Source organism: Streptomyces sp. NPDC045701, assembly GCF_056432045.1.
This window is the reverse complement of record NZ_JBWKJV010000004.1, coordinates 338,970-358,988: the sequence shown is the minus strand read 5'-3', so window position 1 is coordinate 358,988 and position 20,019 is coordinate 338,970. Positions and strand designations below refer to the sequence as shown.

Below are 20,019 nucleotides of genomic sequence, written 5' to 3'. Positions count from 1 at the left end.
ACCGGATCCGGACACCGGTGTTCCCGGACACCGGTGTTCCCGGACACCGGTGTTCCCGGACGCCGGCTGCCGGTGCCCGCCGCCGCACAGCGCGAAGAGGGGCGCTGCCGAGAGCGGCCGTGCGGCGGCCGCGGGGCGGTGCGGCGGCCGCGGGGCGGTGCGGCGGCCGCGGGGTGACTCAGCCGTGGCCGGCGCCCCGGTCGTGGTGCGGCGCCATACCGTCCAGCAGGTGGCCGAGTGCGCCCACCACCAGGCGGCTCACCTCGTCGGCGTCCGCGTCCGCCAGGGGCTGCTTGCCGACGACCACGCGCATGAGCCCGATGCCGACGAGCCAGGCCAGGGCCAGGTCGGCGCGCAGGCCGCGGTCGTCGGCGTCGCTCAGGGTGGCCAGCGCCCGGGCGTAGTCGTCACCGAGCTCGGTGACCGCCGCGGACACCTCGTCCCCCGCCCCCACCGACCGGAGCAGGGTCTCCAGGGAGCGGCTGGAGCCGGCACTGCCGCTGTCGACCGGAGGCGGGGCGAGCATGCTCGCCAGTACCGTTTCCACGAGCCGTTCCGGCGGGGTGCTGCGCAGTTGCTCCGTACCGTCGCGTGACACCACCTCCCCGAACAGGGCCCGCTTCGAGCCGAAGTGGCGGAAGAGGAGCGCCTGGTTGACCCGGGCGCGGGCGGAGATGTCCCGTACGGTGGCCCGTTCGTAGCCGCGTTCGGCGAACAGGGCGGACGCGGCGTCGAGCAGCCGTTCCCGGGTCGAGGCTCCGTCCCGTACACCCTCGCTCTCCCGGGCCGCTACCGGCGTCGGAACAGGTGCGGGCGCCTGCCTGGGTGTTGGAGCGGGTGCGGGTTCCGATGCCGGCCGTGTCCGCGGTTCCCCGCGCGACGACACCGCTTCGGCGTCCGCCTTGCTGGCCACCACCCGCCACCCCCCTGTTCGTCCGGCGCACCGCGCACGAGACCGCGTGAGGCGCCGTTGACCGCCCGGAAGCCCCACTCTAGGTTGGTAAGCAGCTGCTTACACAGGGAGGTTTTCCGTGACCGCCACGCACGAACCGGAGCCGCTGACCTATCCGTTCAACGAACCCGAGGGGCTCGGGCTCGCCGACGCCTACGCCGAGGCGCTGGAGCGTCCCGGGCTCTTACGCGTACGCATGGCCTACGGCGAGCCCGCATGGCTGGCCACGCGGTACGCCGACGCCCGGCTCGTCCTCGGTGACCGGCGCTTCAGCCGGGCCGAGGCGCTGGAGCACGACGAGCCCCGCCAGTCCGAGGGGCAGCAGGACGCGGGCATCCTCAGCATGGACCCGCCCGAGCACACCCGGCTGCGCACGCTCGTGGCGAAGGCCTTCACCGTGCACCAGGTGGAGAAGCAGCGACCGCAGGTGCGGGAACTGGCGAACGGCTTCCTCGACCGGATGGAGGCCATGGGACCGCCGGTCGACCTCGTGGAGCACTACGCGCTGCCCATCCCCGTGGCCGTGATCTGCCGGATGCTGGGCGTGCCGGAGGAGGACCGCCCCAAGTTCCGGGTCTGGAGCGACGCCGCCCTGTCGACCAGCTCCCTGAGCGCCGAGGAAGCGACCCGCAACCGCGAGGAGCTCCGCGCCTACATGGCCGCGTTGATCAAGGATCACCGCGACCGTCCCCGTCCCGACCTGATGACCGGTCTGATCGAGGCCCGTGACACCGGTGACCGTCTGACCGAGCTGGAACTGGTCGACCTGTGCGTCGGCATCCTCGTCGCCGGACACGAGACCACGGCGAGCCAGATCCCGAACTTCGTGTACGCCCTCCTCGACCACCCCGACCAGCTGGCCCTGCTGCGCGAGCGGCCGGAACTCATCGCGGGCGCGGTCGAGGAGCTGCTGCGCTTCGTGCCGCTGGGCAGCGCGGCGGCCTTCCCGCGGTACGCGAAGGAGGACGTCGAGGTGGGCGGCACGCTCGTACGCGCCGGGGAACCGGTCCTCGTCGCCGTCGGAGCCGCCAATCGCGACGCGCTGAGGTTCGGCGAGCCCGGCACGCTCGACGTCACCCGCACCGGCGTGCAGCACCTCGGATTCGGTCACGGCGTCCACCACTGCCTCGGCGCACCCCTGGCGCGGCTGGAGCTGCAGGAGGCGTTGCGCGCCCTCATCACCCGTTTCCCGACGCTCCACATCACCGGTGACGTGGTGTGGAAGAACCAGATGCTGGTGCGCGGGCCGCGCGAGATGCCGGTGGGATGGTGACCCGGATGTCCTGGACGACCCGGATCGATCAGGACCAGTGTCTGGGCTCGGGCATGTGCGCAGCTCTCGCCCCCGAGCTGTACCGCCTGGAGGGTGAGCGCGCCGAACCGGTGCGGGAGGAGATCGGCGCGGACGAGCGCGCCCTGGACGCCGCCGACTCCTGCCCCGCGTCGGCCATCACGGTACGCGACGGGGGGCGCGTCATCGGGCCCCGGCCTTAGAAAGTGCCCTTCGCTCACTGGGTCGTGGGCCCGGGTGTGGGGCGGGGACGATGCTGACGGTGCTCGGTCGGTGATTGAGCCCGCTGCGGCCGCTTGCGGGCCGTGCGCGGGGCCGGCAACGGGATCACCACCGGTTTCTCCACCCTGCCCGCGGCTTGTTCCCCGGTGGACACCGCCGGATCCTCACGCGCGGGTCCACTTCTGGCCGGCCTGGCCGTTGCAGGGCCAGGTGATGACACGGGTGCCGTTGGTGGTGCCCTGGTCTTCGCCGTCCAGGCACGTGTCGCCGAAGACGCGGGTCTCGCCGCCGGCCCACGTGGTCCACTGGTTGGCGGCGGTGGGGCAGTCCCGGATCAGGACCGTGGCGGTGGCGGCCTTCTCCGCCAAGTGGGCCGGCCCCCTTTCGTCACCCCTAAGTGGTCGGCCCCGTAAATCCTTCGGGGGTTGACGTGGGGTCAGGCGGAGGCGGCTTGGAGAAGGGCTTCGGCTGCGGCGGTGCGGGCGTAGAGGACGGAGCGGCCTGCGCGGTGGGCGCTGACCAGGCCCGCGTTGCGGAGCGCGGTGAGGTATTGGGATACCCCCGCGGGGGAGAGTCCGGTGCGGTGGGCCAGCTGTGTGGTGGAGGCCGGGATCTCCAACTCCGTTAGCAGCAGGGTCCGCGAGCGGCCGAGTACGGCGGCGAGGGTGTCGGTCCGGGGCACGGGGCGCTTTGTCCATAGTGAGCCAACACCGCGCGCCGGATAGGCGAGTTGGGGCGGGTCCGGCGGCGTCGTTCGGGTGCGCAACCCTGGTCCGGTGAAGGCTGAGGGGATCAGCAGCAGTCCCGTGCCTGCCGTCGTTCGGGTCAGCGGCTGCTTTCGGCGGGACATCCGGAGCGCGTTGTCGTCCCAACTCAAGGACGTGTGCAAGTCGTTGAGGAGGTGGCCGGCGCCGTGCTCGGCGGCCAGGCGGGCCCGGTAGAGGATGTCTGCGTCCAGGACTGCCCGGATTCGTGCCCAGTAGGGGGCGAGTACCAGCTCCCAGTACGTTTCGAGCTCTTCTGCGACTTTGGCCAGGAGGCCCTGTGGGTCGTTGTGCAGGGCTCGCAGCCGGGGGCCGAGGTTCCCCTGGTGGCGGGCGAGGTGGTCGAGGTCCTGGCGTACCCGGCCGGCGGGCGAGACCCGGATCGCGTCCCGCTCTGCCGCCGGGGCGGGGGCTGGTCCGGCGGGGGCCGGGTTGAGGAAGTCCGGGACGTAGCCGCCGGTGGGCGGGATCAGCTCGCAGAGCCAGCCCCGGTCCAGCCCGGCGCCCACCATACGCGGGCGTACCTGGTCGGCCCAGGGCCGGTGGATCGGATGTGCAGCGGCGGACGTCAGCAGTCGGAAGCTGGGTGCGACCTCCCACATCGGTGAGACGGCGAACCGTAGCTGCGCCAGATCGCTCGTCGAGAACGCCAGCTCTGCCAGGACAACCACTCCTCAATAGATTCAGGCATGCATGAATCAATGGCGGGCCAGCCTACCGTGCGGAGATCATCCCGCCATGACCTCACAAACGATCACCGCGGCGGCATCGGGCACCTGGAAGCTCGGCGACCTGACGGTCAACCGGATCGGTTTCGGCGCGATGCGCCTGACACAGCACGGCGAGGCATTCGCGGCCGATGCCATCCCACGCGACCGCGACCAGGCAATCAGTGTGCTGCGCCGCGCGGTCGAGCTCGGCGTGAACCACATCGACACCGCCGCGTTCTACTTCTCGTCGCTGCGCTGTGCCAACGAGCTCATCAACCGGGCACTGGCCCCCTACCCGGACGACCTCGTCATCACCACCAAGGTCGGACCGGCCCGCGATCCCTCGGGGCAGTGGATGCCGCACGCCACCCCCGAGCAGCTGCGCGGACAGGTCGAGGAAAACCTGCGCCAACTCGGCCGCGACCACCTCGACGTGGTGAACCTGCGCATCGTCGGCACCGACTCCATCGCCGAACGCTTCGGCGCACTTGCCGAACTGCGCGAGGCCGGCCTCATCCGGCACCTGGGCCTGTCCAACATCCGCCCCCACCACCTCGCCGAGGCTCAGACCATCGCACCGGTGGTCTGCGTCCAGAACATGTACGGCATCGGCGCATCGCCCGAGCAGAAGGAGTTCATGGGCATCTGTGGTGAGCAGGGCATCGCGTTCGTGCCGTTCTACTCGATCGCCGGCACCGGACGCGATGGGGGCGCGACCACCGAGCACAGCCCGGAGGTGCACGCCATCGCCCGCGCCCATGGCGTGAGCGCAGCCCAGATCCGGCTGGCGTGGACACTCCACCAGGGCCCTCACGTCCTGGCCATCCCCGGCACCGGCGACCTCGACCACCTCGCCCAGAACGTCGCCGTCGGCTCCCTGCGCCTGTCAGTGGAAGAACTCACCGCCCTGGACCCCCTCCACCACGAGACGGCATGAGCAGGACCCCCAAGGCGTTGTGATCCACTCCTGCTGATCGGCCCGTCTGCCTTGCCTGTTCCTGCCGCCCGTCCCATAGCCCTGACGGCCGCCGAGCGGCAACGATTGAAGAAGGCGGCCTACGGCCACAAGACTCCGCACCAGGCCAGGGTCCGGTCACAGATCGCGCTCCTGGCGACTCGGGGCAGGTCCAACGCGCGGATCGCTGTCGAGGTGGGTGTGCACGTGGACACCGTGCGCACCTGGCGGGGCCGGTTCGCCGACGGCGGCTTGCCGGCCCTGGCCGACCGCAGACGCAGCGGGCGCCCCGGCCCGCTTCACCCTCGTGCAGGTCGCCGAGGCCAAAGCACTGGCCTGCCAACTCCCGGCCGAGAGCGGGCTGCCGCTGTCACACTGGTCCTGCCCGGACCTGGCCGCCGAGCTGACAGCGCGCGGGATCACCGACAGCATCTCGGCGTCCACCGTGCGCCGTTGGCTACGCCAGGACGCACTCAAGCCCTGGCAGTACCGATCCTGGATCTTCATCCGCGACCCCGCCTTCCGCGCCAAAGCCCAGCGGGTTCTTGACCTGTGTGCCCGCACTTTCGACGGCGTCGCGCTGGGCGCAGACGAGTACGTCATCTCCAGTGACGAGAAGACCTCCGTGCAGGCCCGCTGCCGCTGCCACCCGACCCTGGCCCCCGGCCAGGCCCGCGCGATGCGGGTCAACCACGAGTATGGCCGCGGCGGCGCGCTGGCCTACCTGGCCGCCTATGACGTCCACCACGCCGAGGTCTTCGGGCGCTGCGAGGCGGCCACCGGCATCGTGCCGGTCGTGAACCTCGTCGAGCAGGTCATGACCGCGAGCCCTATGCCAGTGCGAAACGCGTCTTCTGGGTCGTCGACAACGGCTCCTCGCACCGCGGTCAGAGATCCATCGACCGCCTTGCCGCCAGGTTCCCGAACGCCGTCCTGGTGCACATCCCGGTCCACGCCTCCTGGTTGAACCAGATGGAGACCTTCTTCTCCATCGTGCGACGCAAGGTCGTGGCACCCAACGATTTCACCGACCTCGCCGAGGTCAGGGACCGGCTCCGAAAGTTCGAAGACCGCTACAACACCAAGGCACAGCCGTTCCAGTGGAGGTTCACCACCTCCGACCTGGACGATCTGCTGGCCCGGCTCGACCGACACCAGGAATCCTCCGTCGCCCTGGCAGCGTGATCAACCCCCGAAGGACTTACGGAGCCGACCACTAAGGTGGCGTGGAGGCCCCGCCGGTCTTGGACAGAGAGCGCGTCGTCGGCGTCCCGCGGCGTTGAAGGATGGACGGGACCGAACACGCCAGAAATGTGCCGTAGCAACCGGTATGCGCTGGTCAGCGGGTGTCAGAGCTTGGACTGACCAGATCATCCGTCACGGGCAGGCACTCGGCGAGCAGGTCGATGACGTCGTGCCAGGCGCGCTGCGCGTGCTGTGGGTGGTAGCCGACGCCGGGGACCACAGGGTGGTCGACAGGCGGGTGGTGGAAGCCGTGCAGGGCGCCGCCGTAGACCACGAGGCGCCAGTCGACGCCCGCGGCCTGCATCTCGGCGGTGAACGCGTCCCGCTGCGCGGGCGACATGATCGGGTCCTCCGACCCGACCCCGGCCCACACCGGGCAGCGAATGCGCGCCGCCTCGCCCGGCCGGCCCGTGGTCGTTGCGTTGACTGTCCCGATCGCGCGCAGGTCGACGCCATCCCGCCCGAGTTCCAGCGCGACGGCGCCCCCGGTGCCGTAACCGACGGCGGCGATCCGGTCGGGGTCGGTCCGCGGTTCGGCGCGCAACACGTCGAGGGCCGCATGACCGATGCCTCGCATCCGGTCGGGATCGGCGAGCAGCGGCATGCAACGGGCCAGCATCTCCTCGGGGTCACCCACATAGCGCCCGCCGTGAAGGTCGAAGGCCAGCGCTACATATCCCAGCTCGGCGAGAGCATCGGCCCGGCGGCGCTCGACGTCGCTGAGCCCCATGCCCTCTGGCCCGAGCAGCACCGCGGGCCGGCGGTCGACGCCGGCCGGGAGTGCGAGGTGCCCGATCATCGTCAGACCGTCGGCCGGGTACTCGACCGAACGCGTCGTAATCGTCGTCATGAGACTGGACTGTAGTGAGCGTCGAGCCCGGTCCGGCCGCTGTTCTGCCGCTGGCAGAGCAGCGCGGGTATCCCTCTGAAATGCGGCGGGGGCTCACAAGAACCGTCACAGGCCCCGTCCCCATGCCAGCGCCACCGGATCACCGTCCGTTCCAGGGTGTTGGAGGCTGACCCTCGCAGCAGGATTCAGACGTATACCGGCCCGGCCCCGTGAACGGCGTCACCAGCTGGTTCACCTCACGGTTCAGGCGGCTTGGCGGAGACCGGCGGCGGTCAGGTCCTGCTCGCGCAGTGGAGTGAAGTCGACGTCGAGTTCCGGGTCGTAGGCGTCGGGCTGGATGCCGAGTTCGTGGGCGTCCCCTGTTCCAGCCGCCGCCGAGGGCCGGCCGGTGACGCTGGGCGTGCGCGACAGCGTCCAACACCTGGCTGTCCTCGCTGGACGCGGTGAACTCCAGGGTCTCGGCAGCAGCCAGCCGGGCGCGGCCGGCGCCACGGAGTGAGTCAGAAACTTTAGGCGCTTTACGGATACCACGGAGGCGACCCGCCCTGTCAGCACCGGCCGCATGTCGGATCGGTGCACGGTCGGCGAGGCCACGAGGCGGGTGACCTGCGGGCCGGCCAACGCCCACCCGCAGGTGCGCACCATGAGCCACCCCGAATGTTTCGTGAGTAACACCGAAAGCTGCGTGAGGTATTGACGGGGCTCACCGGTCCCCTATCATCCCAGTTGCTCGACTAGTCGATCCATGTTCGATATTCCGAACATATGCAGCCGCCGCTCCCACCGAAGAAGCCGGGGAGATCACCCTGTATGGACCTGTCATGGCACCATCAATGCTTCACCCGTCGCCGTGCGCTGGCGGCGACCACCGGCCTGGCCGTCGGAGCCTTCCGTCCCAACGGACCCGCCCGCGCGGTCGCCGCGCAGTACCCGAACCCGGTGATCTGGCAGGACTTCGCGGACATCGACGTCATCCGCGTCGGGCACACCCACTACGCCTCCGCCTCGACCATGCGCTATTCGCCGGGCGCGCCCGTCCTGCGCTCGTACGACCTGGTGAACCGGGAGATCGCCGGTCACTCGGTGCCCGTCCTGGACTTCGGCGCCAAGTACGACCTCAACGGTGCCCGTGGCTACGTCCGGGGCGTCTGGGCCTCCTCGCTGGCCTACCGCCCGAGCAACCGGACCTTCTACTGGCTCGGTCAGATCGACTTCGCCAGGACGTACGTCTACACCGCGACCGCCGCCGCAGGGCCGTGGAGCCGGCTCGCGACGAGCAGCACGCCGTACTACGACGCGGAACTGCTCGTCGACAGCGACGACTCCCTGTACGTGGCGTACGGGAACACCACCATCAGCGTGGCCCAGCTCTCCCCCGACGCCCGCGGCCAGGTCCGTACCCAGCAGGTGTTCACGACACCGTCGAGTGTCGGCACCCTGGAGGGCGCCCGCTTCTACCAGATCAACGGGCAGTACTACATCTTTCTGACCCGCCCCGCGAACGGCCAGTACATCCTGAAGTCGTCGGGCGGTCCCTTCGGCCCGTACACGATGCGGCAGGTACTCCTCGACGTGCGCGGACCGATCCCCGGCACCTGGACGGCGGACGGCTGGCCCGTCGTACACCTGGTCAACGGCGCATGGGGCACCTCGTACCCCAGCCCGGTCGTGCCGCCTCCGCCCCGCCAGGTCACTCCCCTGACCGGCGTCGACACCTTCGACGGCACCCTCCTCGATCCGAGGCGGGAGTGGAACCACAAGCCGGACGACACCAAGTGGTCGGCCGGCGACGGCCTGACCCTGCGGGCCGCGACCGTCACCAATGACCTCCACTGGGCCCGCAACACCCTCACACACCGCGTTCAGGGGCCCACCTCCACCGCCACGGTCCGGCTCGACCACTCCGCGATACGGGACGGCGACCGGGCCGGACTCGCGCTGCTGCGTGACTCCTCCGCCTGGATCGGCGTCAAGCGCGAGGGCGGCACGACGCGGGTGGTGATGGTCGGCGGACTGCCCATGGACGGCAACCGGAACACCACCGGCACGGGCACCGAGGCCGCGAGCGCGACCGTCTCCGGCGGCCGGATCCGGCTGCGCGCGAACGCGGACATCCGCCCCGGCGCGGCACGCCCGGGGACCTTCTCCTACCGCACCGACGGCACCACCTTCACCCGCCTCGGCCCGTCTTCTCCATGGGCAACGACTGGCGGTTCTTCATGGGCCACCGATTCGCCCTCTTCAACCACGCCACGAAGGCACTCGGCGGCGCGGTCCGTGTCACCCGCTTCGAACTGTCCACGCCCTGAACCGGTCCGCCGAACTCCCCGTCCGACTCCCCGCCATGCGAGGAGACCCGTGAACCCTCCCGAGCGGTACTGCCTTCGCCGACAGCCGGGCCCGGTAGCGGTGACGACCGAGCCCGGGCCGGGGCCGTCAGGCGCTGGGACGGACGACCGGGCGGGTAGCGACCACCGGGGTGGGGTCCTGCCCGTCGACCATCGCGACGACCCTGCGCGCATGCTCGGACGAGAGCGTGCGTCGCATCCCTTCCAGGAAATCGAGGTTCAGTCATGCGCCGCCAACTCCGTGCGCTGGGCGCAGCGCTTTCCATCCTGCCGCTGACGCTCGCCGCCGCACCGTCCGCCCACGCGGCCGACCCGACCACCATGACCAGCGGGTTCTACGTGGACCCCGACTCCAGCGCGAAGAGGTGGGTGGCCGCCAACCCCCGGGACGGCCGGGCCGCCGCGATCGACTCCTCCATCGCCGACATCCCGATGGCCCGCTGGTTCGGCTCCTGGAGCGGCGCCATCGGCACCGCAACGGGTGCCTACGTCGGGGCGGCGGACAACCGGGACAAGCTTCCCGTCCTCGTCGCCTACAACGTCTACAACCGCGACTACTGCGGCGGGCACTCCGCGGGCGGAGCCGCTTCGCCGTCCGCCTACGCCAACTGGATCGCCCAGTTCGCCGGCGGGATCGCGGGCCGTCCGGCCGTCGTGATCCTCGAGCCGGACTCCCTCGGGGACTACGGCTGCATGACCCAGGCCCAGATCGACGAACGCGAGGCCATGCTCACCGGTGCCCTCGCCCAGTTCAGCCGCCAGGCCCCCCACACCTGGGTCTACCTGGACGCCGGCAACCCGGGCTGGGCCGACGCGGCGACCATGGCCCGGCGCCTGCACGAAGCCGGCCTCCGTCAGGCACGCGGCTTCTCGCTCAACGTCTCCAACTACTTCACCACCGCCGAGAACACCGCCTACGGCAACGCCGTCAACAGCCAGCTCAACGCCCGCTACGGCTACACCAAGCCGTTCGTCGTGGACACCAGCCGCAACGGCAACGGGTCCAACGGACAGTGGTGCAACCCTTCGGGCCGCCGCACCGGCACGCCCACCCGGACGGGCGGAGGCGCCGAGATGCTCCTGTGGATCAAGACCCCGGGAGAGTCGGACGGCAACTGCGGCGTCGGAGCCGGCTCCACGGCCGGCCAGTTCCTCCCCGAGGTCGCCTACAAGATGATCTACGGCTACTGATCGGGGACTCCCGCCGCCCGCCCGGGCGATCGGCGGGCCGCCGGGCGGCGTGCGCTCCCCCACCCCTCTCACCCACCGGAAAGCAGCCATGACTCCACGCAGCCCCCCGGCGCCGCGCGACCGCGGTCGTCGCGGACCTCGCCACCCGCGCCGCCCTCACCACGACGCAGGCACGGGCCACTCCCACCCAGGACGTGATCACCCCGGCCACGCGGTTCTGCGCGGACCCGCACGGCAAGGCCGCGAAGCAGGCTCTCGTGGGCCTGTGGAACGACGACATCGCACACCGCCGGCCGGTGCCTGGTGGCCCGAGCAGGTTTACACGCCGGCCCGCGACGCGGTACCGCGCATGACGTTCGACCGCTGATCCGACCGCACGCAGTGAAGGAGAGTTCCCCAGTGAAGGTCATATCCATGGCACAACGTCGCGCGAGGCGGCGCGGCCGAAGCACAGCGGTGCTGACCACCGTGACCGCCTTGCTCGCGGCGCTCCTGTCCGCGCTCGGTGCCACCGGGACGGCACGGGCGGCCACCGTGGACCCGACCGCGTGGTACGTGCTGGTCAACCGCGGCAGCGGCAAGGCACTCGACGTCTCCGGCTCGGACACCGGCAACGGCGCGGCGGTCCAACAGTGGACCCGTACCGACAGCGCCAACCAGCGGTTCCAGTTCGTCGACTCGGGCGGCGGCTTCTACCGGCTCAGGGCACAGCACTCCGGCAAGGCGCTGGACGTCTACAACTACTCCACCGCCGACGGCGCGGACATCGTGCAGTGGAGCGACCTCAACGGCACCAACCAGCAGTTCCGGCTGGCGGACTCACCGGACGGCCATGTCCGGCTGGTCAACCGCAACAGCGGGAAGGCCGTCGAGGTGCAGGGCGCCTCCACCGCCGACGGCGCCAAGGTCGTGCAGTACGCCGACTGGGGCGGGGCCAACCAGCAGTGGCGGCTGGTCCGCGTCGGCAGCGGTTCCGGCGGCGGCACGCTGCCCTCGGCGTTCCGCTGGTCGTCCAGCGGTGTCCTGGCCGGTCCCAAGCCGGACGCCCAACATCCGCAGGCACTGGCGATCAAGGACTTCTCGGTCGTGCGGCACAACAACCAGTGGCTGACGTACGCGACGACCGCCAGCCCCGCCGGCTGGGGCCTGGTCCAGTTCAACTTCTCCGACTGGTCGCAGGCCGCCTCCGCGCCGCACACCTACCTCGACACCGCCTCGGCCATCGGCCCCGGCTACCGGGCCGCCCCGCAGGTGTTCTACTTCGCGCCGCGGAACCTGTGGTACATGGTCTACCAGACCGGTCCGCCCACCTACTCCACCAGCACCAACCCCGCCGATCCGCGCTCCTGGTCCGCGCCGCGCACCTTCATCTCCCAGGAGCCGCCCATCGTCACCCAGAACAAGGGCGACGGCACCTGGATCGACTTCTGGGTCATCTGCGACACTGCCGACTGCCACCTGTTCTTCAGCGACGACAACGGCCACGTCTACCGTGCCCGGACCAGCCTGGCCGATTTCCCCAACGGCTTCGGCAACACGCAGATGGTGCTGTCGGACACCAAGTTCAACCTGTTCGAGGCGACCAACGTCTACAAGGTGGCAGGCGGCAACCAGTACCTGCTCATCCAGGAGGCCATCGGCTCCACCGGCCGGCGCTACTTCCGCTCCTACACCTCCACCAGCCTCACCGGCACCTGGACCCCCCTCGCCGCCACGGAGAACGAACCCTTCGCGGGCCGGGCCAACGTCACCTTCCCCGGCGGCGCCTGGACCCAGGACATCAGCCACGGCGAACTCGTCCGTGCCTCCAACGACCAGACCCTGACCGTCGATCCCTGCCGCCTCCAGTACGTCTACCAGGGCATGGACCCCGGCGCCGGCGGCGACTACCTCCGCCTGCCCTGGCGCATGGGCCTGCTCACCCAGACCAACTCCACCTGCTGACGGACCCCGTCCCCCGCCGTCAGCCCGCGAACGGCACCTGCGGTGTCTGCCGCGGCCGGAGGTCGTACGGGCGGTGCCCCAGCCCCCGTGCGGCCGGCCGCGGCGGCACCCCCTCACAGCGGGCTCTTCGGCCGCGCCGGGGGCGCGGGTGCCGATCCGCCCAGGGGACGGGTGCCGATCGGGCGAGTGCCCGCGTACGAGGAGGACGCGGGCCGCCGGGAGGAGGGACGGCAGGCCGCGGCCTTCGCCCGACAGCGGTCCGTCAGTCCTCCGCCCGCTGGGTGACGGGCGCCTCCGTGCGGTCGCCGAGGAACTCGTACCAGCGGCGCTGGAGGCATACGTACCGGGTGTCCGCCTCGACGAGCCCAAGGAACCCGGTCACGGTCTCCTCCAGCCGTTGCTGCAGTCCCGCGTCGGTCAGCGTGCCGTCCCCGGCGAAAGCCCGATGTGCTCCCGCCAGGCTGAACATGTCCGGGTAGACGCGGGTCCCCAGGTGCTCGAGGGGCACCCGCAGCGCCCACAGCCCGCGGTTGCCGCCCACCAGGGACGGCGAGGCGGACACCAGCAGGGCATGCTTGGTCTTGAACGGCTGCGGGCGGATCCGGGACACCCAGTCGACGGCGTTCTTCAGGACGCCGGGGATGGACGCGTTGTACTCCGGAGAGGAGATCACGAACGCGTCGCTCACTTCGAGGCGGCCGCGCAGTGCGAGAGCGCCCTCGGGGGGTCCCAGTTCGGTCTCCAGATCGCCGTCGTACAGCGGCATGTCGAAGTCCCGCATGTCTGCCAGGTCGACCTCGGCACCGGCTGCGGACAGCACGCGGGCCACCAACGCCGCCAGACGACCGTTGACCGATTCGCGCCGCAGCGCCGCTCCGAAGACCAGCACCCTCAGCGGACCGGGACGCGGGTCGTTCCTGGCCATGGGCACATCCTTCCGGCGTACGGCGTGCAGCGCGCGACTGCCCGGCCAGTCTGCTGTCGGCGCGGCCGTCCCGCGACACGGGTTCGCCCCTCCGGGTGGGCCGCCGGACGGTGGAGGTGCTGTTGGGCAGGAACGCACCTCATGAGGAACGGGAATCCGCCCCCGGCGCATGCCTCGTCGTTTCCGGGGCAACAGGACGCTGACCCGAGCTCGGCGGCTCACCCCCGACCGCCGCCGAGTACGCCGGCCCCGCCCCTCACCCCCCCGAGCGGCGGGGCCTTCTCCCACCAGGCGCGCACCCGACCGGCTGCCTACGCGGCGAGGAGATCGGGGGCCGGCGGGGGCGGTGACGACGCGCCAGAGGTTATGGTCGCTGACCGCTGCCCTTCCACCAAGGAGAAAGACCACCATGCGCAGTGCCACAGTGACCGCCGGGAACGACCGCATACGCTGGGTCGAGCTGCCCGGCCGCGAACCGGCCCGCGTGTACGTCCACGGTCTGGGCGCCACATCACCGGCGTACTTCACCGAGGTCGCCGTCGATCCCCGCCTCGGAGGCCACCGCTCCCTGCTGATCGACATGCTCGGCCACGGCCACAGCGACCGGCCCACCGACTTCGACTACACCCTGGAGTCCCACGCCGACGCGCTCGCCGCCGCCCTGCGGTCCGCAGCCGTAGGCAACGCCGAGCTGATCGCCCACAGCATGGGCGGATCGGTGGCCATCGTGCTGGCCTCCCGTCACCCCGGCCTGGTCTCGCGGCTCGTCCTCATCGACTCCAACCTCGACCCCATCGCGCCGGACGCCGCCGCCATCGGCAGCAGCGGCATCGCCGCGTACGGCGAACAGGAGTTCCTGGACCACGGCTGGGAGACCGTGCGCGACCGGGCCGGGGCCCACTGGTGGGCCACCATGCGCCTGACCGGCCGCGAGGCGCTGTACCGCAGCGCCACCCACCTGGCCCGCGGCACCACGCCCACCATGCGGGAGTTGCTGATCCACCTCGACATCCCGCGCACCTACCTGTTCCCGGAGGCGGACGGCCCGCTGACCGGCGCCGGGACGCTCGCCGCGGCCGGTGTCTCCGTCGTCCCCGTCCCCGACTGCGGACACAACATCATGCTCGACAACCCCGAAGCGTTCGTACGAGCGACTGCGGAGGCCCTCTCGGTCACACCCGCGAAATCCGGCTCCGCGCACTGACCGGCGTCGCGGCCTCTCTCCCCTCTCCCCCTCTCTCCCCTCTCCCGCTCACCCCGGTCGGCGGCCGAGGTCGACTGTCAGTGGTGGGTGAGACGGTAGGACCATCGATGCGGAAACAGGGGGAGCTTTCATGTCCGGAACCCAGAACTACATCAACCACGTCGCCCTGGTGCTGGACGCCAGTTCGTCCATGTCGCACCTGAGCGGCAAGGTCGTCGAAGTGGCGGACCAGCAGATCGCGTATCTCGCCCGCCGGTCGGAGGAACTGGACCAGGAGACCCGCGTGACGGTGTACGTCTTCGCGGACACGGTGGAGTGCGTCATCTACGACAAGGACGTGCTGCGCATGCCGTCGCTGAAGCAGCTGTACCGGGCAGGTGGAATGACGGCTCTGCTGGCGGCCGCGCTGAAGTCGCAGCGGGAACTGGCACAGACCGCCCAATTGTACGGCGACCACAGCTTTCTGACGTTCGTGCTCACCGATGGGCAGGAGAACGCGAGCCACCGCTGCCCGGGCGCCCCTTCCAGGAAGCCGCGTGCGCTGGTCGAGGCCGTGGCCGAGATGATCGCGACGCAGCAGGACAACTGGACGCTGGCCGTCCTTGTGCCGGACCAGATGGGCAAGCGCGAGGCGATGCGGTGCGGCTTCCCGAAGGACAACATCGCCATCTGGGACGCCACGAGCACGCAGGGTCTGCAGGAGGCCGGGCAGGTCATCCAGGAGGCCACCGAGAAGTTCATGGTGGGCCGCACCCGGGGCATCCGGGGGTCGCGGGCGGTGTTCTCCACGGGCGCGGAGGCGATCAACAAGGACACCATCGAGGCGGCCGGCCTCACCCCGGTGGATCAGGCGGCGTACCAGCTGATCCCGGTGACTCGGGACGCGGCGATCCGGGAGTGGGTCGTCGAGTGCGGGCACACCTACCGCACCGGTGGTGCGTTCTACCAGCTGAGCAAGTCGGAGAAGATCCAGGCGAGGAAGCAGATCGCGGTGCTGGAGAAGAAGACGGACCGGGTGTACTCAGGGCCCGAGGCCCGGGCCCTGCTCGGCCTGCCGGACGTGGAGGTCCGCGTCAAGCCGGATCACAACGACGACTTCACCATATTCGTGCAGAGCACCAGCGTGAACAGGAAGCTGGTCCCGAACACGCGGCTCCTGCTCATGCGCTGACGGCGTGGGTGCCGGCCGCGTCCCCCTGTTCGCCGCCGCGCGGCGGCGGCCACCGGCGGCGAGCAGTGCCACGCACCGGCACGGAGCGCGGTGGTGGAGCAGCGGTATCCGCCGACGGTGACGGCGGCGGCACGGACGATGGCGCCATCGCGCCGGAGGCCGAGATCACCCTGCCGCCGCAGGCCGCGGCGCGGGCGGAGCGAACCCTGGCCAACCTGCCGTACTCCGTGGGCGCGCATCGTCCCCCGCTTCATGGCCTACGCCCCGGACACGCGCCGGCTGGAGGCGCTGTCGGACCGGCTTGTACCGGCCTGCGGCCACCACTCACGCGGCGAACTGCCGTACCGTCCGGCCGCCTTCCTGGCCGAGCGTCACGGCATACGGTTCCAGCACTTCCCCGGCGGACACACCGGTCTCACCACCCACCCCGACGAATTCGGCGCGCTGCTCCGTCAGGCATACCGCGCCTGAGGGAGTGTCCTGGCGATCAAGGGGGCGGGCCCGGATCTGAGCCGTATGGCGGGCTGTCTCGGTTGTGGGTAGGTGCAGTCCTGGAGGCCAGGACTCCGCGGCCGCAGTTCGATGACAAGGTCCTTCCCGGTACCTCCCGTTGGCTCTTCGCCTCACCCGGTCCGGCTCACCGGCAGCCGCAGTTCCGCATGATGGAAAGGAAGCCGCCCCGCTGTCACCAGGTCGGCTGGACGACGTGGTGAGCTGCTTCGGTCAAAGCAGGCTCATGGCTCCGGCGAGGCAGGCGGCTTGTCACACACTCCGGCTTGGCAGCACTTCTGCCACCGGCTACGGGGCTGTATGACAGGCCCGACAGCTCACTGGATGAGGTCGGTGTGTGGATGCTCGGGAGAGTTCGGGCAAATGTAGAGCTGCATGTTGTCCGTGCTGCCTACTTCCACCGCGGTCGGCTGCGCCGGGTCCTGACCCGCGCCATGACCGGCGGCGTAGGCGGCGGCTCGGTCTTCGCACGGCGCCCAGCCACGTCGCGAACCACCGTCCCATTCGAAGGAGGCGACGGTCAGCAGCGGGACCATCTGAGCGTCGCAGACAGTGCAGTATCGGCGGTACGGGTCGGTGCGGCCCCACGGCGGCCAGCCCCCGACCTTCCAGCCGGGAGCGTCGGCCAGATGGCCGTCATAGCACTCCTCCGGGTACTTCGCGTACGAGCTGTCCACGCCGGCGCCGGCTGCCAGCCATCTGTTCCAGTCCCCCACAGCCAGTCGCATCTCCGGGCTCAGATCGAGGCTGTTGGGGTACTCGGTGATCGCTTCCGGCGCCAGCAGACACGGCTCCGGCACATAGCCCGGCCAGTCCACCTCATACGGTTCCGGCGGTGAGGCGAGAACATCGGTGACCGCGGCGGCGGACCGCCAGAACAGCGCGGTCGCGGGCTTGCCATCAGGATCGTGGTCGTAGGGACACCAGAGAACCTGGAGCAGATCGGCCTGGCCGGGCGGCTGCAGCAGAGGTATGTCGCGCAGATACAGCTGGGCCACGGGCAACAGGGGGACCGGGCACTCCGCGGGCCCGGGAGGACCGGCCGCGAGGCGCTCGGCGAGCCTCGCGGCATTCTGTTCCTTGATCGCCTCCTCCTCGGGCGTGAACGCGGGACCGTGAGGATCACGGAGCAGCCGGGCCCGCCCGCGCCTGTCCAGCCGCACTTCTGCGGGCGACCGGCGGAACCCGCTGTCGCGGTGCAGGTGCGAGTCCTCGCAGTGCGGCCACGGCTCCTCAGCCGGCCACAGCAACGGCCCCCCGACCGAGCTCTCCCTTATCGAAGGTGACCCGGGACGGGGATGCAGCCGGACCGCAGGACGCGCCAACGGAGCCAGCTCAGGAAAGACCGTGGTCACCTCGACAGGCCGCGGCGGAGTCGTACGTACGAAAACCATGCCGGTCATCCTGCCACCAGCCACCGACAGTGCCCTGCCGCCTCAACCGGCGTCAGCGCTCAACCGGCTGCAACGCCCACCGACCCGGCCACGGTGACGACACGCCCGCCTGTGCGGGCGCCTGTCGTACCTCGGCTCCGCCGCTGCCAGTGTGCGCCGGCGGGACGTGGTGGACCACCCGTCAAGTTGGACTCCGCCGGCTCGCGCTTCACGGACCAGGCGAAGGCGGCGCTGCTCCCGGATGAGCCGAGAATCGTCCAACTTCCTACTGCCACACGGGACTTCATGGTGTCCCGCTCGTGGACGCGGCGAGGAGTACGAGGTTCGTCGCGGCGCCCGCGCCCGCGAGGGCCACGCGTACACTGGCCGGCATGGCATGCCGCATCAGTGAGCTGGTCATCGACGCCGCCGACCCCGACCGGCTCGCCGCGTTCTGGAGCGACGTCCTCGGCTACGTCGAACTCGGCCGGGAGGACGACGGCAGCATCGAGATCGGGCCGCCCGACGCCGGCCCCGGCAGCCCGCGACCCACCATCGTCCTCAGCCCCAGCAGCGCCCCGCGTACCGGGAAGCTCCGGTTGCACTTCGACGTCAACGCCACCGACCGGAACCAGGACGCCGAGCTGGAGCGGCTGCTCGCACTCGGCGCCAGGCCCGCCGACGTCGGCCAGACGGGCAGCGAGAGCTGGCACGTCCTGGCCGACCCGGAGGGCAACGAGTTCTGCCTTCTGCGCAGTCGGCTCCAGCCCCTCTGACGGAGTGTGGGCGGGCGGGCTGCCGGCCCGGCGAGGTGAGGCCGGGGGGTTGGGGGTGCTGGTCAGGAGGCGCTTCCTCGACCGTCGTCCCGCGCGGATCAAGCCGTCACAGACGTCACAGACGTCGTTTGGCGGGGCAGGGCCCTGCCGTCCGCAGCAGCGGGGCATGGGACGGCGGCACATCCGGCTCCGTCGGTTGCCGGAGTTCGCGGGCGCCTCGCCCCGCTCCGGTGCCGACATGCATCGCGGCGCCCGCCGGGGTGACCGCCACCGTCGTCGCCACGGCCCGGGCGCGGCGGGCAGCCGGAGAATTACGAGCGGCCGGGGCGGGGGGGGGGCCGGCACGCGGCCGGTGGTGGGCTCGCCGTCGGTGGACCGGTGCGGGAAAATCCGTACCCCATAGGCCAGACGACAGGACGGTCGCCATGAAGAGCGGGAAGTCGGCACAGTCTGCGGGGATCCCGGTGACGGTCGGGGTGGAGGAGGAATACCTGCTGGTGGATCCGGTTTCCCGGGAGGTGAGCCCGGCGGCCGAGAAGGTCGTGACGCAGGCCGCGGTGCGGCTCGGCGGCCGTGTCACCACCGAGCTCACGCGCTATCAGGTCGAGATCCGCACCGATCCCCACACCAGTCTGGCCGGTCTGCGCGACGAGTTACGTTCCACACGCGCCGTCGTCTCCGACGCGGCCGCCCAACTCGGCCTGCGCGTCGTCTCCAGCGGCGCCCCCGTGCTCGGCCCGCGCACCCCGCCCCCCTTCACCCCCGGTGAACGCTATGCCCGGAGCGTCGCCACGTTCGGCGCTCTGGACGACGAGCAGAGCGCATGCGCCTGCCACGTCCACGTCGGCGTCCCCGACGAGACCACCGCCGTTCGACTGAGCAATCACCTGCGTCCCTGGCTTCCCGCGTTCATCGCCCTGGCGGCCAACTCACCCTACTGGGAGGGGCGTGACACCGGGTACGCCAGCTGGCGCACCATGACGTGGGGGCGCTGGCCCGCGGCCGGCCCACCCCCCTACCTCACCTCCCCCGCTCATTTCCGGGATCTGGTCGAGGGCCTCATCACCTCGGGCACCATCCTGGACCGAGGCGGCCTGTACTGGGACATCCGGCCCTCCCACCACGTACCCACCCTGGAGGTCCGGGTCGCCGACGCCCTGCCCACGGTCGAGGACACGGTGCTCCTCGCCGGCGCGGTCAAGGCGCTCACCACCTTCGCGCTCGCGGCCATCCGCGGCTCGGAGCCCGCCCCGCGCCCGCAGCCGGAGATGCTGCGGGCCGCCTGCTGGCGCGCTGCCCGCGACGGTGTGGCCGGTGACGCCGTCGACCTGCGTACCGGCAGGCTCGAACCCGCCACCATGCTCATCGAACGCCTCTGGAACACCACGCGAGGCTTCCTCGACACCGGCGACCTCGCACTCGTCCACGACGCACGCGTCCGGCTCCGTGCCCGGGGCAACGGCGCCGACCGACAGAGGGCGGCCTACCGTCAGCGCCGTCGCCTCGCCGACACCGTCGACCACCTCGTCCATGCCATGACCGCCGAGCACGCGTGAGGCGAGCCGCAGGCAGCACCGGCGGCCCCGAT

Annotated in this window: 18 protein-coding genes and 2 pseudogenes; 13 read left to right on the top strand and 7 right to left on the bottom strand. The window is 70.9% G+C overall.

Annotated features, from left to right (window positions below; translation table 11 throughout):
• Window positions 1-178 precede the first annotated feature (178 nt).
• Window positions 179-916 (bottom strand): TetR/AcrR family transcriptional regulator, encoded by a 738-nt coding sequence (locus tag AC07DW_RS07615; protein ID WP_478856679.1) that lies wholly within the window; start codon window positions 914-916, stop codon window positions 179-181.
• A 115-nt stretch (window positions 917-1,031) separates the two neighbouring features.
• Here AC07DW_RS07615 and AC07DW_RS07610 point away from each other — a divergent pair, with 115 nt between their 5' ends.
• Together AC07DW_RS07610 and AC07DW_RS07605 are read left to right on the top strand one after the other, a co-directional pair.
• Window positions 1,032-2,225 (top strand): cytochrome P450, encoded by a 1,194-nt coding sequence (locus AC07DW_RS07610; protein WP_478856678.1) that lies wholly within the window; start codon window positions 1,032-1,034, stop codon window positions 2,223-2,225.
• Window positions 2,226-2,230: 5 nt separating this feature from the next.
• Window positions 2,231-2,446, top strand: a complete 216-nt coding sequence (locus AC07DW_RS07605) for a ferredoxin (protein WP_478856677.1) — start codon at window positions 2,231-2,233, stop codon at window positions 2,444-2,446.
• A gap of 192 nt (window positions 2,447-2,638) precedes the next feature.
• On the opposite strand, the pseudogene AC07DW_RS07600 reads toward AC07DW_RS07605, so the two are convergent.
• Both AC07DW_RS07600 and AC07DW_RS07595 read right to left on the bottom strand, forming a co-directional pair.
• Window positions 2,639-2,821, bottom strand: a pseudogene (locus AC07DW_RS07600) (ricin-type beta-trefoil lectin domain protein); the annotation flags it as partial.
• Between the two features lie 80 nt (window positions 2,822-2,901).
• Complete coding sequence (locus tag AC07DW_RS07595) at window positions 2,902-3,900, bottom strand: ArsR/SmtB family transcription factor (RefSeq protein ID WP_478856676.1); 999 nt, start codon at window positions 3,898-3,900, stop codon at window positions 2,902-2,904.
• 67 nt (window positions 3,901-3,967) lie between these two features.
• On the opposite strand from AC07DW_RS07595, the gene AC07DW_RS07590 reads away from it, so the two are divergent.
• From AC07DW_RS07590 to AC07DW_RS07580, 3 genes are all read left to right on the top strand, one after another.
• Entirely contained in the window at window positions 3,968-4,876 is a 909-nt protein-coding gene (locus AC07DW_RS07590) for an aldo/keto reductase (RefSeq protein WP_478856675.1), read from the top strand.
• A gap of 51 nt (window positions 4,877-4,927) precedes the next feature.
• Window positions 4,928-5,443, top strand: coding sequence for a helix-turn-helix domain-containing protein (locus AC07DW_RS07585; RefSeq protein ID WP_478856674.1), 516 nt, complete (start codon window positions 4,928-4,930; stop codon window positions 5,441-5,443).
• A gap of 216 nt (window positions 5,444-5,659) precedes the next feature.
• Window positions 5,660-6,079 (top strand): transposase, encoded by a 420-nt coding sequence (locus AC07DW_RS07580; RefSeq protein WP_478856727.1) that lies wholly within the window; start codon window positions 5,660-5,662, stop codon window positions 6,077-6,079.
• A gap of 154 nt (window positions 6,080-6,233) precedes the next feature.
• On the opposite strand, the gene AC07DW_RS07575 is transcribed toward AC07DW_RS07580, so the two are convergent.
• Both AC07DW_RS07575 and AC07DW_RS07570 read right to left on the bottom strand, forming a co-directional pair.
• Entirely contained in the window at window positions 6,234-6,989 is a 756-nt protein-coding gene (locus AC07DW_RS07575; protein ID WP_478856673.1) for a dienelactone hydrolase family protein, read from the bottom strand.
• A 243-nt stretch (window positions 6,990-7,232) separates the two neighbouring features.
• Entirely contained in the window at window positions 7,233-7,481 is a 249-nt protein-coding gene (locus tag AC07DW_RS07570) for a hypothetical protein (protein ID WP_478856672.1), read from the bottom strand.
• 318 nt (window positions 7,482-7,799) lie between these two features.
• Here AC07DW_RS07570 and AC07DW_RS07565 point away from each other — a divergent pair.
• The 3 genes and pseudogenes from AC07DW_RS07565 (at window position 7,800) to AC07DW_RS07555 (ending at window position 12,472) form a co-directional block, all read left to right on the top strand.
• Window positions 7,800-9,298, top strand: a pseudogene (locus AC07DW_RS07565) (glycoside hydrolase family 43 protein).
• A gap of 264 nt (window positions 9,299-9,562) precedes the next feature.
• On the top strand, window positions 9,563-10,528 hold the full coding sequence (locus AC07DW_RS07560) for a glycoside hydrolase family 6 protein (RefSeq protein ID WP_478856671.1): 966 nt from the start codon (window positions 9,563-9,565) through the stop codon (window positions 10,526-10,528).
• A gap of 414 nt (window positions 10,529-10,942) precedes the next feature.
• On the top strand, window positions 10,943-12,472 hold the full coding sequence (locus AC07DW_RS07555; protein WP_478856670.1) for a non-reducing end alpha-L-arabinofuranosidase family hydrolase: 1,530 nt from the start codon (window positions 10,943-10,945) through the stop codon (window positions 12,470-12,472).
• A 262-nt stretch (window positions 12,473-12,734) separates the two neighbouring features.
• Here the strand turns inward: AC07DW_RS07555 and AC07DW_RS07550 are convergent, their stop codons facing one another.
• Complete coding sequence (locus AC07DW_RS07550) at window positions 12,735-13,397, bottom strand: NADPH-dependent FMN reductase (protein WP_478856669.1); 663 nt, start codon at window positions 13,395-13,397, stop codon at window positions 12,735-12,737.
• Window positions 13,398-13,806: 409 nt separating this feature from the next.
• On the opposite strand from AC07DW_RS07550, the gene AC07DW_RS07545 reads away from it, so the two are divergent.
• From AC07DW_RS07545 to AC07DW_RS07535, 3 genes are all read left to right on the top strand, one after another.
• Window positions 13,807-14,601 (top strand): alpha/beta fold hydrolase, encoded by a 795-nt coding sequence (locus AC07DW_RS07545; protein ID WP_478856668.1) that lies wholly within the window; start codon window positions 13,807-13,809, stop codon window positions 14,599-14,601.
• A 130-nt stretch (window positions 14,602-14,731) separates the two neighbouring features.
• Entirely contained in the window at window positions 14,732-15,772 is a 1,041-nt protein-coding gene (locus AC07DW_RS07540) for a vWA domain-containing protein (protein WP_478856667.1), read from the top strand.
• A 252-nt stretch (window positions 15,773-16,024) separates the two neighbouring features.
• Entirely contained in the window at window positions 16,025-16,243 is a 219-nt protein-coding gene (locus tag AC07DW_RS07535) for a hypothetical protein (RefSeq protein ID WP_478856666.1), read from the top strand.
• 356 nt (window positions 16,244-16,599) lie between these two features.
• On the opposite strand, the gene AC07DW_RS07530 is transcribed toward AC07DW_RS07535, so the two are convergent.
• Window positions 16,600-17,676 carry a hypothetical protein gene (locus AC07DW_RS07530; RefSeq protein WP_478856665.1) on the bottom strand — a complete coding sequence of 359 codons (1,077 nt, stop codon included), beginning with the start codon at window positions 17,674-17,676 and terminating at the stop codon, window positions 16,600-16,602.
• 371 nt (window positions 17,677-18,047) lie between these two features.
• Here AC07DW_RS07530 and AC07DW_RS07525 point away from each other — a divergent pair, with 371 nt between their 5' ends.
• Both AC07DW_RS07525 and AC07DW_RS07520 read left to right on the top strand, forming a co-directional pair.
• Complete coding sequence (locus AC07DW_RS07525; RefSeq protein ID WP_478856664.1) at window positions 18,048-18,431, top strand: VOC family protein; 384 nt, start codon at window positions 18,048-18,050, stop codon at window positions 18,429-18,431.
• A gap of 425 nt (window positions 18,432-18,856) precedes the next feature.
• On the top strand, window positions 18,857-19,987 hold the full coding sequence (locus AC07DW_RS07520) for a carboxylate-amine ligase (RefSeq protein ID WP_478856663.1): 1,131 nt from the start codon (window positions 18,857-18,859) through the stop codon (window positions 19,985-19,987).
• The last annotated feature ends 32 nt before the right edge of the window (window positions 19,988-20,019 follow it).

Excerpts from the sequence above, each read along its gene's own strand:
- AC07DW_RS07530 (WP_478856665.1), bottom strand. The coding sequence starts at position 17,676 with ATGGTTTTCGTACGTACGACTCCGCCGCGGCCTGTCGAGGTGACCACG.
- AC07DW_RS07525 (WP_478856664.1), top strand. The coding sequence starts at position 18,048 with ATGGCATGCCGCATCAGTGAGCTGGTCATCGACGCCGCCGACCCCGAC.
- AC07DW_RS07545 (WP_478856668.1), top strand. The coding sequence starts at position 13,807 with ATGCGCAGTGCCACAGTGACCGCCGGGAACGACCGCATACGCTGGGTC.
- AC07DW_RS07605 (WP_478856677.1), top strand. The coding sequence starts at position 2,231 with ATGTCCTGGACGACCCGGATCGATCAGGACCAGTGTCTGGGCTCGGGC.
- AC07DW_RS07575 (WP_478856673.1), bottom strand. The coding sequence starts at position 6,989 with ATGACGACGATTACGACGCGTTCGGTCGAGTACCCGGCCGACGGTCTG.
- AC07DW_RS07535 (WP_478856666.1), top strand. The coding sequence starts at position 16,025 with ATGGCCTACGCCCCGGACACGCGCCGGCTGGAGGCGCTGTCGGACCGG.
- AC07DW_RS07540 (WP_478856667.1), top strand. The coding sequence starts at position 14,732 with ATGTCCGGAACCCAGAACTACATCAACCACGTCGCCCTGGTGCTGGAC.
- AC07DW_RS07550 (WP_478856669.1), bottom strand. The coding sequence starts at position 13,397 with ATGGCCAGGAACGACCCGCGTCCCGGTCCGCTGAGGGTGCTGGTCTTC.
- AC07DW_RS07560 (WP_478856671.1), top strand. The coding sequence starts at position 9,563 with ATGCGCCGCCAACTCCGTGCGCTGGGCGCAGCGCTTTCCATCCTGCCG.
- AC07DW_RS07590 (WP_478856675.1), top strand. The coding sequence starts at position 3,968 with ATGACCTCACAAACGATCACCGCGGCGGCATCGGGCACCTGGAAGCTC.
- AC07DW_RS07555 (WP_478856670.1), top strand. The coding sequence starts at position 10,943 with ATGGCACAACGTCGCGCGAGGCGGCGCGGCCGAAGCACAGCGGTGCTG.
- AC07DW_RS07520 (WP_478856663.1), top strand. The coding sequence starts at position 18,857 with ATGAAGAGCGGGAAGTCGGCACAGTCTGCGGGGATCCCGGTGACGGTC.